Here is a 16,571-nt window from a genome sequence, read left to right on the forward strand (position 1 = left end):
TCAGTTCGTGAGCAGGGCCTGCTGGACCTGGTCGACGATGGCGTTCATGAGGATGGGGCCGCCGGTGGAGGTCCACACGGACCCGTCGACGGGGACGATGTGCCCGGCCTGGTAGGCCTTCAGCGACGTGAAACCGGGCGTCTGGGCGGCGGTGGCCAGGGCCTGCTCGGCGGCCTCGACCCCGGCATCGCCGCCGGCATTCGGGTTGGCGACGGAGGAGCCGCCGAGCGTCCCGAAGAAGATCCAGTCGGCGTCGATCTGGTCGAGGTTCTCCAGTGAGACGGGCTCGGAGTGACCGCGGCCGCGCTTGTCCTGGTTGGCGGGGCGCGACAGCCCGAGGTCGGTCAGGGCCTGACCCGGCGGCAGCTCCTTGAGGATGAGCGACGGCGAGGTGCCCTCCCAGCGCACGATGGAGAAGGTGTCCTCGTCGAGGCCGGCGGCGGCCAGCTCGGAGCCGACGGTCTCGGCGTGTCCGTCGTATTCGGACAGAACCTCCGCGCCCTCGTCGGCGAGGTTCAGCGCGTCGGCGACGAGCGTGAAATTGGTGCGCCAGTCGCCGCCGGCGTAGCCGGTGTAGACCGTCGGGGCGATGTGGGACAGCGTGTCGATGGCGGCGTCGTCGAGCGCGATGCTGGTGCCGTCCACGAGGATCACGTCCGGGGCGGCCTTGCCGATCGCCTCGAAGTTGGGCTGGGCCACCCCGCCGAGGATGGGCACGTCGGCCGCCTTGTCCGTCAGGTAGCTGGACACCGTGGACTGGCCCCGACCCGACACGACCCCCACCGGCGTCACGCCGAGGGCGAGCACCCCGTCGGTCGTCGGCTCGGACAGCGTCACGACGCGCTGCGGGTGTTCGGGGACCTCCACCGTCGACCCGTCGATGTTCTCGACGGTGCGGGTGGCGGTCGCAGGGGCGGCGGCGCCCGTGGACTGCTGGGTGCAGGCGGCCCCCGTGAGCGCGGCGGCGGCCGCGACGAGGACGAGGAGCCGGTGCAGGGACCGGGGGAGCGACATAGACATGCATCCTGGCGTCGACAGACTGGGACTTAGGCCAGCCTAGCCTTCATGTGATGAAGAGTGTCAATCGCGTTTCGGCAGTCGGACCCCGCCGGGTGGCTAGAGTCTCACGCATGAGTTTCGATCCGGTCCAGGTGATGCGGCGTGAGACGGCGAGGTTCGCCGAGGCGCTCCAGAACGTCGACGGGAACACGCCGGTGCCGACCTGCCCGGGCTGGGACGCCGACGAACTCCTGTGGCACCTGACCGAGGTGCACCTGTTCTGGAGCGCCGTCATCGCGTCGGGCGCCACCACGGACGAGCAGATCGAGGACATCGAGAAGGCCAAGCCGCTGCGCCCCACCGGCCGCGCCGAGGCACTCGACCTGCTCCGGCGGGCCACGGATGAGCTCGGCACGGCACTCAGCAGCGGCGACGACCGCGACAGCGCCTGGAGCTGGTTCCCGGCGGACCAGACCATCGGATTCACCCGTCGGATGCAGACGCACGAGGCCACCATCCACCGCGTGGACGCCGAGCTGACCGCGGGTCTGCCCGTCTCGGACATCCCCATCGAGGTCGCGGTCGCGGGCATCGACCACGTGATCAACGTGATGTGGAACTGGATCCCCGGCGACGTCGAGCAGCATCCGCTCGGGGTCATCGAACTGCGCCCGCGCGGAGGTGGATCCCGGCTGGTCGAGCTCTACCGCTGGAGCGGCCGACTCTGGGGCAGGGATTTCGTCGACCAGGTCGCAGGCCGCCGCGCTCATGACGGCGCGGAGCCGCGCGCCGTGATCTCGGGGGAGGCCGCGGACCTGGACCGGCTCGTCTGGAGCCGGCCGGCCATCTCCTCGCGCGAGGGTGACCTCGCACTGCTGGCCGCCTTCGACGAACTGATCACGTTCGGCATCCAGTGAGGTCCGATGGTCGCAGGGCGTGTCCTCGGCCCTAAGGTGGCCTCATGATCGAGATGCTGCGGGTCATGGGCCGTGCCCTGCGCCTCGATCCTGCCCTCTTCTCGATGGTCGACGACCGTCCCTACTCCCTGCTCGTCGCCGCCCTCGGGATCGCGATCCTTGCCGCCGGCTCCACCATGCTGGGGCACGTCGCGGTGCTGTCGCTCAACCGTGTGCGAGGCTGGCGCCTCCTTGCGGCGCTGCTGCTGTCGACGGCGGTGCTGGCGGTACTCAAGGTCGTGGAGATGTCCATCACCTGGAGCGTCGCCTCGCTGGTGCTCGGGAGCCCCGTGCCACTGGTCCCCCTCGTCGTGGTCGCGCTGCTCTCCACCGCGCCGCTGGTGTTCAACTTCGTCACCGCCATGCCGCACTTCGGGCTCGCCTTCGGCCGCGTGTTCGAGGCGTGGAGCTACCTCCTCGTGCTGGTGGGTGTGTCGCACGCGTTCGGCGTCAGCATCACGTGGGCCTTCGGTTTCACCCTGGCCGGGTGGCTGGTCATTCAGGTCATCTCCCGGGTGGGGCAACGTCCGTTCAGCTGGGTGTCCTCGCATCTGTGGACGCTCGCGACCGGGCGCCCGACGATGGTCACCTCGCGTGACATCCTCTCCGGCACGCCGCTGATTCCGGTCTCCGGCCTCCGGAAGGAGGTGGAACGGTGATCTCCTGGCTGATCGGGAGCGTCGCCGTCATCCTGTTCCTCTTCGTCCTCCTCTCGCCGCTCGAGTCGCTCAGGTGGTGGGCCGACAAGGGCGAGAAGGAGGTGCGCGGCACCTTCGAACTCGTGACCAGCGAGGTCGAGGAGGAGCACCGTTCGCACCGCTTCGTCGTCTACCTCTCCGGCGTCGGGGTGCTCGGCGGGGACGAGTTGTCCGGCCGCGAGATCGCCTGGCTCGACTCCCTCGACGACGACCTCCCGGACGTCTGCGTCGTCGCCGACGTCTTCCCCTACTCGGTCGACAACCGCGGCCTGCTGCAGCGGGCGACGGTGCACCTGTGGAAGTTCCTGGACAACGCCCGCCGACAGTGGCGCAGCAACCCGATCCACTTCATCATCAACATCCGCAACATCGCCCAGGTGCTGGTCTCGTCCGACCCGCGCTACGGCCCCACACAGAGCATCGGCCTGGCGCAGGAGTTGTGGCGATCACTTCAGCGACACGGCTACGTGCCCGGCTCGGGTGACCCCGTATACCTCGTCGGCTTCTCGGGCGGGGCGCAGATGGCTCTGGGCGCCGGCTGGTTCCTCTCGGGGCTGGGCGTCCCCGTCTCGCTGATCTCGGTCGGCGGCATCTTCAGCGACGACCCTGGCCTCGACCGCATGGAGCACGTCTGGGATCTCCGCGGCTCCCGCGACACCATGCGCCTGCTGGGTCCCGTCGCCTTCCCGGGGCGGTGGCCCACAGCCCCGCTCTCATCGTGGGGGAGGGCGCGTCGCGAGGGCCGTGTCACGGTCCGGACGATCGGCCCCATGAAGCACGACGCGGCGAAGGGGTACTTCGGGCGCCGCGCTAAGGACGACAACGGCCGCACGTACGCCGACCTGACTCGCGAGGAGGTCGTCGGCATCCTCGCTCTCGACGGCACGCGGTGACGTGCTCTGTGCGCTCTCGGCGGTCCGGTTCCCTGAGCCTGTCGAAGGGCCCTGAGCGGAGCGAAGGGGAAGTCCTTGCCCGGGTGGGGTCCTCTCACTTCGTTCGAGGCACCTCGACAGGCTCGGCGGACCCGGAGGGCTCGGGGGACCCGGGGGCCCCTCGGGCGTCGGCGCGGGCAGGAGGAAAGGCCGCACGCCAGCTGTCCCCGGTGGTGACCGGTTCGTACGCTAGGGGGCGATCAGGTCCATGAAATAGGGCTTGCACTTGCGCAGGAGGCCGAAGTCCAGGATCTCCTCAATGCGACGCCGGTCATCGTCATCGATGAGCTTCCGGGCGGCGGCGAACTCGATGCAGTCACCGAAGATCATGCCGTAGCCGCCGTACTCGAGCTGGACGTCGAGGAAGCGCTGCTGAGCTTCCGGCATGCTCGGGCGGAGCCGGGCATAGAAGTCGTCAATCCAGCCGAACATGGTTCCCAACGTACAGCTGAGGACTACCGGCCGCCGTGCCCGTCAGACGACGGCTGGGCGCGCAGTCGATGCTGATCGATCCAGTTCTGAGTGCGGTCACCCAGATCGGGGTCCCAGCCGGCGCTCATCGTCAGTTCAACGTCCCCGAGGACTGCCTCGGGGACCACAACCCCGCCGAGGAGAGTGAACTGGAGGCAGTCGTCGATCGCCATGAAGGCGTCGCCTTCGGCGAGATCGCTCCAGACCAGGCCGGCGCCATCGACCTGCGCCGCCTCTACAAGGGCGAGCAGCCGTTCAGCCTGTTCAGTCAGGTCCAGCACGGATCCGCTCCTTCCTCTCGACCAGCTTCTCCTTGCGAATGGATGGCGTCCACGGCGCCTGTCTCGGGGTCACTGTAGATCACGCTCGCTCCGCGCTCGACGGTCCGGCCTTCGAAACCTGTCAGGCCGACCCGCGCTCGCCGCGGACCGGGCGTTCGCGGCGCGTTATGCGAGTGGCCGATCCATGACTATGATGGTCCGTTGGCCGGGGACGGTCGCACGCAGAAACAACGAGGAGAAGCCCATGGCATCCACCAATGATCTGAAGAACGGAATGGTTCTCGACCTCGACGGCCAGCTGTGGCAGGTCCTCTGGTTCCAGCACCACAAGCCCGGCAAGGGCAACACCGTCGTCCGCACCAAGCTGAAGCACGTGCTGACCGGCAAGATCATTGACAAGACGTTCAACTCCGACACCAAGGTCGACACCGCCACCGTCGACCGCCGCGAGATGCAGTACCTGTACCTCGACGGCGAGGACTACGTCTTCATGGACAACACCTCCTACGAGCAGTTCAACATCCCGGGCGAGACCGTCGGCGACGCCAAGGACTACATGCTCGAGAACCAGAACGCGATCGTCGCCACGCACGAGGGCAACCCTCTGTTCATCGAACTCCCGGCCTCGGTCGAGCTCGAGGTCACCTACACCGAGCCCGGCCTGCAGGGCGATCGCTCCACCGGCGGCACCAAGCCCGCGACGCTGGAGACCGGCAAGGTGATCCAGGTCCCGCTGTTCATCACGACGGGCGAGAAGATCAAGGTCGACACCCGCGACGCGTCCTACCAGGGCCGGGTCTCCAACTGACCATGGCAGAGGTCGCCCCCCACTACGGCGCCCAGACGAAGGCGCGCAAGGCCGCCCTGGATATCCTGTTCATGGCGGAGCAGCGCGACGCCGGCCTGAGCGAGACATTCGCCGAGCAGCGGACGCTGAGCGGAAACCCGACCCGTGAGCTGACGCGCAGCATCATCCTCGGTGTCGTGGAGCACGGTCACGACATCGACACGCGCATCATGCACGCGACCACCGACGCTTGGCCGATCGAGCGGATGCCGGCGGTCGACCGCAACCTGGCCCGCATCGCCATCTTCGAGATGGACTACACCGACACCCCGCCCCAGGCCGTGATCGCGGAAGCTGTCCGACTGGCGGGCGACCTTTCCACCGACGAATCACCGGCGTTCCTGAACGGACTATTGTCCAAGGCGCTGGCTGAGAAGCCCACGACGAACTGAACGAGAGGTCACGCATGACTCCCATTCCTGCACTGTTGGTTCTGGAGGATGGGCGCGTGTTTCGTGGCCACTCCTTCGGCGCCGCCGGCGAGACGTTCGGCGAGCTGGTGTTCTCCACCGGGATGTCCGGCTACCAGGAGACCCTGACCGACCCCAGCTACCACCGGCAGGTCGTGCTTGCCACGGCGCCGCACATCGGCAACACCGGCTGGAACGACGAGGACGACGAGTCCGCGCGCATCTGGGTCGCGGGCTACATCGTCCGCGACCCGGCACCCCGCCCGTCGAACTGGCGCTCGCGTCGCAGCCTCGACGCGGAGCTGGACCGCCAGGGCGTCGTCGGCATCGCCGGCATCGACACCCGGGCGCTGACCCGCCACGTCCGCGACGGGGGAGCGCTGCGCGTCGGCATCTCCACCACCACCACGGACCCGACGGCTCTGCTCGACAAGGTCCTCGCCCAGCCGCAGATGGCCGGCGCGGACCTCGTGGGCGACGTGACCACAGCCGAGCCCTACGTCGTGCCTGCCGTCGGCGAGAAGCGCTTCACGGTCGCCGCGGTCGACCTCGGCATCAAGACGATGACGCCCACGCAGCTGGCGGCCCGCGGTATCGAGGTGCACGTGCTGCCCGCCTCCACCACCATCGACGAGATCCGCGCCATCGCACCCGACGGCGTGTTCTTCTCCAACGGGCCGGGCGACCCGGCCACGGCCGACGGCCCCGTCGCGCTGCTGCGCGAGGTCCTGCAGGCCGACATCCCCTACTTCGGCATCTGCTTCGGGAACCAGCTGTTCGGCCGGGCGCTGGGCTTCGGCACCTACAAGCTGAAGTTCGGCCACCGCGGCATCAACCAGCCGGTGATGGACCGCACCACCGGCAAGGTCGAGGTGACCGCGCACAACCACGGCTTCGCCGTCGACGCGCCCACCGACCGCGCCACCACCACCGAGTTCGGCGAGGCCACCGTGAGCCACGTCTGCCTCAACGACGACGTCGTCGAGGGCCTCGAGCTGCACCGCGACGGCCGCCTGGTCGGCTTCTCCGTGCAGTACCACCCGGAGGCCGCGGCCGGCCCCCACGACGCGAACTACCTGTTTGACCGCTTCGTCGACGTCATGTCGGCCGGAAAGGACGCCTGAATGCCCCGCCGCACGGACATCTCCTCGATCCTCGTCATCGGCTCGGGCCCGATCGTCATCGGCCAGGCCTGCGAGTTCGACTACTCCGGCACCCAGGCCTGCCGCGTGCTGCGGGAGGAGGGCTTCCGCGTCATCCTGGTCAACTCCAACCCGGCGACCATCATGACGGACCCCGACTTCGCCGACGCGACCTACGTCGAGCCCATCACGCCGGAGTTCGTGGAGCGGGTCATCGCCAAGGAGCGCCCTGACGCGGTCCTGGCGACCCTCGGTGGTCAGACGGCCCTGAACACCGCCGTGGCGCTGCACGACAGCGGAGTCCTCGCGAAGTACGGCGTCGAACTCATCGGCGCCTCGGTCGAGGCGATCCAGCGCGGCGAGGACCGCGAGGAGTTCAAGAAGATCTGCCTCTCGATGACCGACATTCCCGGCGGCGCCCCCGAGGTCGCGAAGTCGAGTATCTGCCACACGATGGACGAGGTCGTCGCCGCGGCCGAGGAGCTCGGCTACCCCGTGGTCGTGCGCCCGTCGTTCACCATGGGCGGCGTCGGCTCGGGCTTCGCGCACAACGAGGCCGAGCTGCGCAACATCGCCGGCGCGGGGCTGGCCGCCTCGCCCGTCACCGAGGTCCTGATCGAGGAGTCCATTCTCGGCTGGAAGGAGTACGAGCTGGAGGTGATGCGCGACACGAAGGACAATGTCGTCATCATCTGCTCCATCGAGAACTTCGACCCGATGGGCGTCCACACCGGCGACTCCATCACCGTCGCCCCGGCGATGACGCTGACGGACCGCGAGTACCAGCGCATGCGCGACGTCGGCATCGGCGTGATCCGCGCGGTCGGCGTCGACACCGGCGGCTGCAACATCCAGTTCGCGATCAACCCCGTCGACGGCCGCATGATCGTCATCGAGATGAACCCGCGCGTGTCCCGCAGCTCCGCGCTCGCCTCGAAGGCCACCGGCTTCCCGATCGCGAAGATCGCCGCCAAGGTCGCCGTCGGCTACACGCTCGACGAGATCCCCAACGACATCACGCGCGTCACCCCGGCCAGCTTCGAGCCGAGCCTCGACTACGTCATCGTCAAGATCCCGCGCTTCGCGTTCGAGAAGTTCCCCGCCGCGGACCCGTACCTGACGACGCACATGAAGTCCGTCGGCGAGGCGATGGGCATCGGCCGCAACTTCACCGAGGCCCTCGGCAAGGCTCTCCGCTCCCTGGAGGATCCGAAGGCGCCCTTCGAGTTCAACCGGCCGCTCCCGCCGCTCGAGGAGATCCTCGACAGCGCCTCGCGCCCCCACGACGGCCGCATCCAGGACGTCATGAAGGCCATGCGGGCCGGCGCGACCGTCGAGCAGCTGTTCGAGACCACGAAGATCGACCCCTGGTTCCTCGACCAGCTGGCCCTCCTGATGAGCGTCGCGCTCGAGGTCAAGCAGGCCGACGAGCTCACCCCGGAGCTGCTCCGCACCGCCAAGCGCCACGGCCTGGCCGACTCGCAGATCGCCGCGCTGCGCGACCTCAGCACCGACGTCGTCCGCGGCGTCCGCTGGGCGCTCGGCATCCGGCCGGTCTACAAGTCCGTCGACACCTGCGCGGGCGAGTTCGCCGCCACCACGCCGTACTTCTACTCGACCTACGACGAGGAGTCCGAGGTCCCGACGCGCACCAAGGAGGCCGTCATCATCCTCGGCTCCGGGCCCAACCGCATCGGCCAGGGCATCGAGTTCGACTACTCCTGCGTGCACGCCACCATGGCATTGCGGGAGGCCGGCTACGAGACCGTCATGGTCAACTGCAACCCGGAGACCGTCTCGACGGACTACGACACCTCCGACCGCCTGTACTTCGAGCCGCTGACCGCCGAGGACGTCCTCGAGGTCTACCACGCGGAGCTGAAGGCCGGGCCCGTCGCGGGCGTCATCTGCCAGCTGGGCGGCCAGACCCCGCTGAAGCTGGCGCAGACGCTCAAGGACGCCGGCGTGCCGATCGTCGGCACCTCGCCGGAGGCCATCAACCTCGCGGAGGAGCGCGGCGCCTTCGGGCGGGTGCTCGCCCGTGCCGACCTGCCCGCCCCGAAGCACGGCATGGCCGCCTCGGCCCCCGAGGCCAAGGCCATCGCGCAGGAGATCGGCTATCCCGTGCTGGTGCGCCCGAGCTACGTGCTGGGCGGCCGTGGCATGCAGATCGTCTACAACGACGAGGCCCTCGAGACGTATGTCGCGAACGCGACCGAGGTCAGCGAGGAGCGCCCCGTGCTCGTGGACCGGTTCCTCGACGAAGCGGTGGAGATCGACGTCGACGCCCTGTACGACGGCACCGACCTGTACATCGGCGGCGTGATGGAACACATCGAGGAGGCGGGTATCCACTCCGGCGACTCGGCCTGCTCGCTGCCGCCCATCACGCTCGGGGACGCGGTCATCGAGCAGATCCGCCACTACACGCGCGAGATCGCCGACGGGGTCGGGGTCCGCGGCCTGCTCAACATCCAGTTCGCGCTGCACGCCGATACGCTCTACGTCCTCGAGGCCAACCCGCGCGCGTCGAGGACCGTGCCCTTCGTGTCCAAGGCGACCAACACCTCGCTCGCCAAGGCCGCGGCCCGCATCATGCTCGGCACGAGCATCGCGGAGCTGCGGGCCGAGGGGATGCTGCGCGCCACGGGCGACGGCTCGGTCCCCCTGGCCGGGGCCCCGGTCGCGGTCAAGGAGGCCGTGATGCCGTTCAACCGGTTCCGCACCGCCTCCGGCGCCTTCGTCGACACGCTGCTCGGCCCCGAGATGCGTTCCACGGGCGAGGTGATGGGCCTGTCGGACGACTTCGGTACCGCCTACGCCAAGTCCCAGGCCGCCGGCGGCGGCCCGCTGCCCACCTCCGGGAAGATCTTCGTCTCGATCGCCGACCGCGACAAGCGCCACGCGATCTGGCCCATCAAGCGCCTCGTCGACCTCGGCTTCACCGTGCTGGCCACCAGCGGCACCGCGTCGGTCCTGCGCCGCAACGGCGTGGAGGCCGAGGAGGTGTTGAAGCTGTCGGAGATGGCCGAGGGCGCCACGCAGCCGAGCATCATCGAGCGGATCACGTCGGGCGACATCGACCTGATCTTCAACACCCCTGAGGGCACCGGCGACTCCGGCGCCAGCACCCGCGAGGACGGCTACCAGATCCGGACCGCGGCCGTGCTGGCCGACGTGCCGCTCGTGACCACGGTCCCGGGCCTCGGCGCCGCCACGCAGGGCATCGAGGCGCTCCAGCGGGGCGCCATCGACGTGCGCTCCTTGCAGGAGTGGGCCGCGCTGGGGGCGCAGCGGTGACCTCGACCGGAACCACCGCCCTGCGCTCGGCCTACCACCTCGCCCGTGCCGGCCTCTTCCGGTACGCCGGGGGAGACCCGGAAAAGGTCCACGAGCTGACCATCAAGGTCCTCTCGAAGCTCCCCGGCGGCGGCCGGGGAAGGATGGCGGATCCGGTGACGGTCGCGGGCATCCGGTTCCCGAACCGCGTCGGCCTGGCGGCCGGCATGGACAAGGACGGCATCGCCGCGCACGCGTGGGCCCACTTCGGGTTCGGGTTCGCCGAGCTCGGCACGGTCTCGGCCAAGGCCCAGCCGGGCAATCCCCGGCCGCGGGTGTTCCGCGCCGTCGCGAGCCAGGGCATCGTCAACCGGATGGGGTTCAACAACCACGGCGCGACGCAATTGGCCGAGGTCCTCGGCCGACGGGGTGTGGCGCGCGGCAACCAGGCCCTCGGGATCCCGCTCGGGGTCTCGATCGGCAAGTCGAAGGTCACCCCCCTGGCGGAGGCCACCGACGACTACCTGTTCTCCCTGCGCCTGCTCGCCCCCTACGCCGACTACATCGCCGTCAACGTCTCCAGCCCCAACACGCCTGGCCTGCGCAGCCTGCAGGAGGCCCGCGAACTTGCCCGGCTCCTCGGGGCGCTGACGGGGGAGGCTGCCGAGTTGTCGGAGCGGCCGGTGCCGATCTTCGTGAAGCTCGCCCCCGACCTCGTCGGCGACGACCTCACCGAGACGCTCGCGGCCGTGGCGCACTCGGGCGTCTCCGGAGTGATCGCCACCAACACGACCCTCGAGCGCGACGGGCTGGCCCCCGCCGACGCGCGGCTGGCGCAGGAGGAGGGCGGCCTCAGCGGGCGTCCGCTCACCGCGAAGGCGCTGGCCTTCGTCGAGCACCTCGCCACCACGGTCGACCTGCCCGTGATGGGGGTCGGAGGCATCATGAGCCCCGCGGACGGGGCCCGCATGTTCGACGCGGGAGCCCAGCTGCTGCAGCTGTACACCGGATTCATCTACGAGGGCCCCGCGCTGATCCGCGGGATCCAGGAGCTGGAGAGCACCCGATGAGCACCTACGCCCAACGCCTGGCCGCCGCCACGACCGATCGCGGACGGCTGTGCGTCGGCATCGACCCCATGGCCTCGGTCCTGGACGCCTGGGGCCTCGACAACGACGTGGCGGGCCTCGAGGCCTGCGCACGCGGCATAGTAGAGCAGCTCGGCGGCACGGTCGCGGTGTTCAAGCCGCAGTCCGCGTTCTTCGAGGCACACGGCTCCGCGGGCGTCGCGGTGCTCGAGCGCGTGCTCGTCGACATCCGCGAGGCAGGCGCGCTCAGCATCCTGGATGTGAAGCGCGGAGACATCGGCTCCTCCATGGCCGGCTACGCCTCGGCCTTCCTCGGCGAGGGCGCGCCGCTGTGGGCCGACGCGATCACGCTCAGTCCCTACCTCGGCGTCGGCTCGCTCAGCCCCGCCATCGATGCCGCCGTGGCCGGCGGACAGGGCCTCTACGTCCTGGCACGCACCTCCAACCCCGACGGCGCCACCATCCAGCTGGCCGAGACCGCGGAGGGTACCGTCGCACAGCACGTCGTCGACACCGCGGCCAGTCTCAACGAGACCCGCGACAACGCCATCGGGCTGGTCGTCGGCGCGACGCACGCCGACTCCGGTTGCCGCCTCGACGCCTTCAACGGCTCCCTGCTCGTGCCAGGCATCGGTGCGCAGGGCGGCACGGTGGAGTCGCTGGCATCGATCTTCGGGCAGGCGCTCGGGCACGTGCTGCCCACGGCCAGCCGGGAGGTCATCGGACACGGCGCCGGCGAACTGACGGCCCGGGCCGGGCGGCTGCTCGCCCAGGTTGCCGTACTGGGCTGAGAATCTTCCCTACTAGGGCTTTGACTGCGCGATTCAGTGTTCCGCCGCGCTTCGGTATGGCTCACCTGCGCGCTAGATTGCACCTGTTCGGTAAACACATCGCCGTCGGTGACGACGGCCGGGAACGGGGTTGGACACAATGGCAATTCCTCAGTTGAGCACGGAGCAGCTGGAGGCCGCGCGCAGTGCGGCGACCGAGGCCCGGCGCGCCCGCGCTGAGCTGAAGGAGCAGGTCAAGAACGGCAGCCTCAGCTTCACCGAGGCGCTGAACAAGGCTGTCGACGACGACACGCTCTCGCGCATCAAGGTGATCGACCTGCTGCGTGCGCTGCCGCGGGTCGGGGTCACGCGCGCCACCGAGATCATGGAGAACCTGCAGATCGCCCCCAACCGCCGCATCCGCGGACTCGGGCGCCATCAGGTCGACCGCCTCACGGAGCTGTTCGCCTGACGATATCCTCATCGCTGTGACGGATTCTCAGGTGTGGGTGATCTCCGGTCCGAGCGCGGTCGGCAAGGGCACAGTGTGCGCCCGGCTCAAGGAGCGCTACCCGCAGGCGTACTACTCGATCTCCATGACCACCAGGCCACCGCGTGTCGGCGAGGTGGACGGCGAGTCGTACTACTTCGTCACCCCCGACAGGTTCGCCGAGCTGGCCGCCGAGGGCGAGCTGCTCGAATGGGCCGTCGTGCACGGCATCAACTCCTACGGAACCCCGCGCGGCCCGGTCCTCGAGGCCCTCTCCCGGGGGCAGCAGGTCGTCCTGGAGATCGACCTGCAGGGTGCGCGCCAGGTCAAGGAAAACCTGCCGGAGGCACGGCTGATCTTCCTTGCCCCGCCGTCCTGGGACGAGCTTGTGAGCCGACTCAAGGGGCGTGGCACGGAGGACGAGGCCACGCAGGCCCGCAGGCTCGCCACGGCCAGGGTCGAGTTGCAGGACATGGCCGAGGCGGACCACGTCATCGTCAACGAGCGCCTCGATGAAACTGTGGACGCTCTGGTAAGCTTGATGGGCCTGTGATCAATCACCCATCTTCGAAGGATCACCTTGAACACTCAGCCTGAAGGCATCACCAACCCGCCGATCGACGGTCTGCTGGAGAACATCGACTCCAAGTACCGCCTCGTGCTGTTCGCCGCCAAGCGTGCACGCCAGATCAACGCGTACTACTCGCAGCTCGGCGAGGGCCTGCTCGAGAACGTCGGCCCCATGGTCGCCGCCGCTCCCGAGGAGAAGCCTCTCTCGATCGCTCTGCGCGAGATGGAGGAGGGCCTCCTGAAGTACACCGAGATCGACCCGAATGAAGAGGTCACCACGACCGAGGTCGACCCGGCCTTCACCTTCGTCGACCCCTTCGCCACGGGCGAGGAGACCGAGACCACCCAGGCCTGAGGTCCATCCGGCCAACCCCCGGGGGGCGGCTTGTCGCCGCCATCGCACCCCATTGTCGATGCGGCTTGTCGCCGCGCTAGGAGTGCTCTGTCATGAGCCGTCTATTCACCTCCGAGTCGGTGACCGAGGGTCATCCCGACAAGATCGCGGACTCGATCTCCGACGCCGTGCTCGACGGCCTGCTCCGGCAGGACCCGAACGCACGCGTCGCCGTCGAGACGCTCATCACCACGGGCCTCGTGGTCGTCGCCGGCGAGGTCTCCACCTCCGGCTACGTCGACGTCGCCTCGCTGGCCCGCCAGCGGATCCTCAACATCGGCTACGACTCGTCCGCCAAGGGATTCGACGGCTCCTCCTGCGGGGTGAGCGTCGCGATCGGCAACCAGTCTCCCGACATCGCCCAGGGCGTCAACGAGGCCTACGAGCACCGTGTCGAGGTCGACGGGGACGTCGCGAGTCTGCAGGGCGCCGGCGATCAGGGCCTGATGTTCGGCTACGCCTGCGACGAGACCCCATCCCTGATGCCGCTGCCGATCGACGTCGCCCACCGACTGGCCGAGCAGCTCACCGCGGTGCGGAAGAACGGCACCCTCGACTACCTGCGGCCCGACGGCAAGACCCAGGTCACCGTCGCCTACGACGCCCAGGGGGCAGTCGAGGGCATCGACACCGTCGTGGTCAGCAGCCAGCACCACCAGGACGCCACCCAGTCGCGCATTGCGGCCGATCTGCGCCGAGAGGTCATCGGCCCGGTGCTCGAGGGCTACGGGCTCGGCACCCCCGGCCGCGTGCTGGTCAACCCGACGGGCAAGTTCGTCATCGGCGGGCCCATGGGCGACGCCGGCGTCACTGGCCGCAAGATCATCGTCGACACGTACGGCGGCATGGCCCGCCACGGCGGCGGCGCCTTCTCCGGCAAGGATCCGTCGAAGGTCGACCGCTCCGCCGCCTACGCGATGCGCTGGGTGGCCAAGAACGTCGTCGCGGCAGGGCTGGCCCGCCGCTGCGAGGTGCAGGTCGCCTACGCGATCGGCAAGGCGCACCCGGTCGGCTTCTACCTCGATACGTTCGGCACCTCCGCCGTCCCCGAGTCTCAGATCCGCGACGCCGTGCTCGCCACGTTCGATCTGCGGCCCGGTGCCATCATCTCCGACCTCGACCTGCTACGCCCCATCTACAGCGACGTGACGGTCTACGGCCACTTCGGCCGCAACCTGCCCAACGCCACCTGGGAGCGGACCGACCGCGCCGCCGCGCTGGCGGCCGCCGTCAAGGGGTGAGCGCGTGACCGGTGGGCAGCCTGCGCTGATGGGCGCCCACCGGGGCGCGCCGCGCCGCATCGCGCGCGTGGCGGTCGACGTGCCGCTGTCACACCTTGACCGGCTCTTCGACTACGAGATTGGTGACAAGCTCGCGGACGACGCGGTCGTCGGCGCGCGGGTCCAGGTCCGCTTCAGCGGCCAGCAGCAGCGCGGCTGGATCGTCGAGCTCACCGAAGAGTCCGACGTCGAGACGCTCGCGCCGCTCGGCAAGGTGATCTCGAGCGAACCCGTCATGACCCCCGCCGTGTACGGCCTCATCCGGGCGGTCGCGGACCACTACGCCGGCACCTTCGCCGACGTGTCCCGGCTTGCGGTGCCGCCGCGCCACGCCAGCACGGAGAAGGCCGCCCAGCGCGTCTGGCCCCAGCCTCTCGAGGCCCCCGCGCCGACGGTGCTGCCCTCCTACCCGGCGGGCGGGTCGTTCCTCGACGCGGTCCGGGAGGGGCGCTCGCCCCGCGCCCTGTGGCAGGTGGCCGCGGTGCACGGCGGCCCCGGGGACCTGGTCGGCGGGATTGTCGAGGCCGTCGCCGCGACGCTCCACTCCGGCCGGTCCGCGCTGATCGTGGTGCCCACCGTCCGGGACCTCACCTCGGCCACCGGGCGCCTGGTGGAGGTCTTCGGTCACGGATGCGTCGGCACCCTGTCGGCCGACGCGGGGCAGTCCGCCCGCTACCGTAACTACCTGGCCGCGCTGCGCGGCGAGGCGAGGATCATGATCGGCACCAGGGCGGCGATGTTCGCGCCGCTGACGGATCTTGGCCTGATCGTCGTCGTCGACGACGGCAACGACGCACACGCCGAGCCTCGGACCCCACACCCGCATCCCCGCTCCGTGGCAGTCCTGCGGGCCGCCCGGGACTCGGCCGCCCTGCTGCTCGCGGGTCACGGGCGGAGCACGGATGCGCAGGCGCTGCTGCGCCGCGGCTGGCTCGGGGACCTCACGCTGCCCCCAGGCCCGGCGCGTGAGGTCTCGGCCCCGGTGCGGGCCGTGGACGCCAGGGACCGCCAACGGGACCCGGCCGCCGCCCGGCTGCGCATCCCGTCGGTTGCCTTCCGGTTCCTGCGCGACCACCTGTCCGCCGGCCCCGTGCTCGTGCAGGTGCCCCGCGTCGGACACTCGGCCACGCTGCGCTGCGCACGCTGCCGCAACCTCGCCCGCTGTCCGAAGTGCTCGGGCCCGATGCGTGCCCGCCGACGGGATCAGCCGGAGTGCGCCCTGTGCGGCTTTCGGCCGGCCAGGTGGAACTGCCCGCACTGCCACACCTCGCAGCTGGAGACCCCGCTGCCCGGCGCCGCCCGCACCGCGGAGGAGCTCGCCCGGGCGTTCCCCGGCGTGCTCGCCGTCAACAGCTCTGCCGACCGGATCCGCGACGAGATCACCGATGAGCCGGCGATCGTCGTCGCGACTCCCGGCGCGGAGCCGAGGTCGCCATCCGGCTACGCCGGTGTGCTGATCCTCGACGCGGACGTCACGCTCGCCCGCGCGGACCTTCGCGCCGGCGAGGAGGCCGTGCGCCGGTGGAGCGCAGCGGCCGCGCTGGCGAGGGCGCCCCGCGATGGGGGGTCGGTGCTGATCGTCGGGGAGTCCACGCATCCGGCGGTGCAGGCGCTGATGCGGGCGGACCTGCAGGGCTACATCTCCCGCGAGCTCGACGACCGCGCCGACGCCGGCCTCGTGCCGGCCGTGAAGCTCGCCCGCATCGTCGGGGACAAGGAGGCGCTCGACGATTTCCTCGACAACGACGACTGGGCGGGTGTCCAGGTGCTCGGCCCCACCGAGGTCGACGACGATCAGTGGGCCGCGCTGCTCAGGGCGCCGCTCGACGGGGCTCGCGACCTCGTGCGTCGCGTCAAGCACGCCGCCGCCATCCGCTCCGCCCGCAAGGAACGCGGCCTGCTCAGCGTCACGGTCGACCCGGAGACGCTCGGCTGATCGCGGCTGGCGGCGACCAGTAGGCTTG

Annotated in this window: 17 protein-coding genes; 14 read left to right on the forward strand and 3 right to left on the reverse strand. The window is 69.9% G+C overall.

From position 1 onward, the window contains the following. Positions 1 to 1,014: an ABC transporter substrate-binding protein gene (locus KDB89_RS06860; RefSeq protein ID WP_255556341.1), complete on the reverse strand. Its 1,014-nt coding sequence runs from the start codon at positions 1,012 to 1,014 to the stop codon at positions 1 to 3. A gap of 116 nt (positions 1,015 to 1,130) precedes the next feature. Between KDB89_RS06860 and KDB89_RS06865 the strand changes: the two genes are divergently transcribed. The 3 genes from KDB89_RS06865 to KDB89_RS06875 are packed head-to-tail and all read left to right on the forward strand — an operon-like array spanning position 1,131 to position 3,546. Next, positions 1,131 to 1,916 carry a maleylpyruvate isomerase family mycothiol-dependent enzyme gene (locus KDB89_RS06865; protein ID WP_219084084.1) on the forward strand — a complete coding sequence of 262 codons (786 nt, stop codon included), beginning with the start codon at positions 1,131 to 1,133 and terminating at the stop codon, positions 1,914 to 1,916. A gap of 44 nt (positions 1,917 to 1,960) precedes the next feature. Beyond that, positions 1,961 to 2,614: a hypothetical protein gene (locus KDB89_RS06870; RefSeq protein WP_219084085.1), complete on the forward strand. Its 654-nt coding sequence runs from the start codon at positions 1,961 to 1,963 to the stop codon at positions 2,612 to 2,614. Further along, the gene (locus KDB89_RS06875; RefSeq protein ID WP_219084086.1) at positions 2,611 to 3,546 is read left to right on the forward strand and encodes a hypothetical protein; all 936 of its coding nucleotides are present in this window, start codon (positions 2,611 to 2,613) and stop codon (positions 3,544 to 3,546) included. Before KDB89_RS06870 ends, KDB89_RS06875 begins: the two co-directional genes overlap by 4 nt. Before the next feature lie 228 nt (positions 3,547 to 3,774). On the opposite strand, the gene KDB89_RS06880 is transcribed toward KDB89_RS06875, so the two are convergent. Continuing rightward, the gene (locus tag KDB89_RS06880) at positions 3,775 to 4,017 is read right to left on the reverse strand and encodes a hypothetical protein (protein WP_219084087.1); all 243 of its coding nucleotides are present in this window, start codon (positions 4,015 to 4,017) and stop codon (positions 3,775 to 3,777) included. A 23-nt stretch (positions 4,018 to 4,040) separates the two neighbouring features. Next, the gene (locus KDB89_RS06885) at positions 4,041 to 4,337 is read right to left on the reverse strand and encodes a hypothetical protein (RefSeq protein ID WP_219084088.1); all 297 of its coding nucleotides are present in this window, start codon (positions 4,335 to 4,337) and stop codon (positions 4,041 to 4,043) included. A 244-nt stretch (positions 4,338 to 4,581) separates the two neighbouring features. On the opposite strand from KDB89_RS06885, the gene efp reads away from it, so the two are divergent. From efp to KDB89_RS06940, 11 genes are all read left to right on the forward strand, one after another. After that, entirely contained in the window at positions 4,582 to 5,145 is a 564-nt protein-coding gene (gene efp, locus KDB89_RS06890) for an elongation factor P (protein ID WP_219084089.1), read from the forward strand. Between the two features lie 2 nt (positions 5,146 to 5,147). Continuing rightward, positions 5,148 to 5,576 carry a transcription antitermination factor NusB gene (gene nusB, locus KDB89_RS06895; RefSeq protein WP_219084090.1) on the forward strand — a complete coding sequence of 143 codons (429 nt, stop codon included), beginning with the start codon at positions 5,148 to 5,150 and terminating at the stop codon, positions 5,574 to 5,576. Between the two features lie 14 nt (positions 5,577 to 5,590). Further along, the gene (gene carA / locus KDB89_RS06900; RefSeq protein ID WP_219084091.1) at positions 5,591 to 6,718 is read left to right on the forward strand and encodes a glutamine-hydrolyzing carbamoyl-phosphate synthase small subunit; all 1,128 of its coding nucleotides are present in this window, start codon (positions 5,591 to 5,593) and stop codon (positions 6,716 to 6,718) included. Further along, a complete protein-coding gene (gene carB / locus KDB89_RS06905) occupies positions 6,719 to 10,036 on the forward strand; it encodes a carbamoyl-phosphate synthase large subunit (protein WP_219084092.1) in 3,318 nt (1,105 codons plus the stop codon). Next, on the forward strand, positions 10,033 to 11,085 hold the full coding sequence (locus KDB89_RS06910; protein WP_219084093.1) for a quinone-dependent dihydroorotate dehydrogenase: 1,053 nt from the start codon (positions 10,033 to 10,035) through the stop codon (positions 11,083 to 11,085). The genes carB and KDB89_RS06910 overlap by 4 nt, the downstream gene beginning before the upstream one ends. Next, the gene (gene pyrF / locus KDB89_RS06915; protein ID WP_219084094.1) at positions 11,082 to 11,894 is read left to right on the forward strand and encodes an orotidine-5'-phosphate decarboxylase; all 813 of its coding nucleotides are present in this window, start codon (positions 11,082 to 11,084) and stop codon (positions 11,892 to 11,894) included. The genes KDB89_RS06910 and pyrF overlap by 4 nt, the downstream gene beginning before the upstream one ends. Positions 11,895 to 12,033: 139 nt before the next feature. Then, positions 12,034 to 12,345, forward strand: coding sequence for an integration host factor, actinobacterial type (gene mihF / locus KDB89_RS06920; RefSeq protein WP_219084095.1), 312 nt, complete (start codon positions 12,034 to 12,036; stop codon positions 12,343 to 12,345). Between the two features lie 16 nt (positions 12,346 to 12,361). Beyond that, on the forward strand, positions 12,362 to 12,916 hold the full coding sequence (gmk, locus tag KDB89_RS06925) for a guanylate kinase (protein WP_219084096.1): 555 nt from the start codon (positions 12,362 to 12,364) through the stop codon (positions 12,914 to 12,916). Positions 12,917 to 12,943: 27 nt separating this feature from the next. Continuing rightward, a complete protein-coding gene (gene rpoZ / locus KDB89_RS06930; protein ID WP_369408090.1) occupies positions 12,944 to 13,288 on the forward strand; it encodes a DNA-directed RNA polymerase subunit omega in 345 nt (114 codons plus the stop codon). 92 nt (positions 13,289 to 13,380) lie between these two features. After that, positions 13,381 to 14,568 carry a methionine adenosyltransferase gene (metK, locus tag KDB89_RS06935; RefSeq protein ID WP_219084097.1) on the forward strand — a complete coding sequence of 396 codons (1,188 nt, stop codon included), beginning with the start codon at positions 13,381 to 13,383 and terminating at the stop codon, positions 14,566 to 14,568. A 4-nt stretch (positions 14,569 to 14,572) separates the two neighbouring features. Further along, positions 14,573 to 16,543 (forward strand): primosomal protein N' family DNA-binding protein, encoded by a 1,971-nt coding sequence (locus KDB89_RS06940; protein ID WP_219084098.1) that lies wholly within the window; start codon positions 14,573 to 14,575, stop codon positions 16,541 to 16,543. The last annotated feature ends 28 nt before the right edge of the window (positions 16,544 to 16,571 follow it).

Origin of the sequence: Tessaracoccus palaemonis (assembly GCF_019316905.1) — a bacterium.
Lineage (GTDB): Bacteria > Actinomycetota > Actinomycetes > Propionibacteriales > Propionibacteriaceae > Arachnia > Arachnia palaemonis.

Bases quoted from the DNA above. Each gene is read 5' to 3' on its own strand.
- KDB89_RS06860 (WP_255556341.1), bottom strand. From the start codon at position 1,014: ATGTCGCTCCCCCGGTCCCTGCACCGGCTCCTCGTCCTCGTCGCGGCC.
- KDB89_RS06865 (WP_219084084.1), top strand. From the start codon at position 1,131: ATGAGTTTCGATCCGGTCCAGGTGATGCGGCGTGAGACGGCGAGGTTC.
- KDB89_RS06870 (WP_219084085.1), top strand. From the start codon at position 1,961: ATGATCGAGATGCTGCGGGTCATGGGCCGTGCCCTGCGCCTCGATCCT.
- KDB89_RS06880 (WP_219084087.1), bottom strand. From the start codon at position 4,017: ATGTTCGGCTGGATTGACGACTTCTATGCCCGGCTCCGCCCGAGCATG.
- efp (WP_219084089.1), top strand. From the start codon at position 4,582: ATGGCATCCACCAATGATCTGAAGAACGGAATGGTTCTCGACCTCGAC.
- nusB (WP_219084090.1), top strand. From the start codon at position 5,148: ATGGCAGAGGTCGCCCCCCACTACGGCGCCCAGACGAAGGCGCGCAAG.
- carA (WP_219084091.1), top strand. From the start codon at position 5,591: ATGACTCCCATTCCTGCACTGTTGGTTCTGGAGGATGGGCGCGTGTTT.
- carB (WP_219084092.1), top strand. From the start codon at position 6,719: ATGCCCCGCCGCACGGACATCTCCTCGATCCTCGTCATCGGCTCGGGC.
- pyrF (WP_219084094.1), top strand. From the start codon at position 11,082: ATGAGCACCTACGCCCAACGCCTGGCCGCCGCCACGACCGATCGCGGA.
- mihF (WP_219084095.1), top strand. From the start codon at position 12,034: ATGGCAATTCCTCAGTTGAGCACGGAGCAGCTGGAGGCCGCGCGCAGT.
- metK (WP_219084097.1), top strand. From the start codon at position 13,381: ATGAGCCGTCTATTCACCTCCGAGTCGGTGACCGAGGGTCATCCCGAC.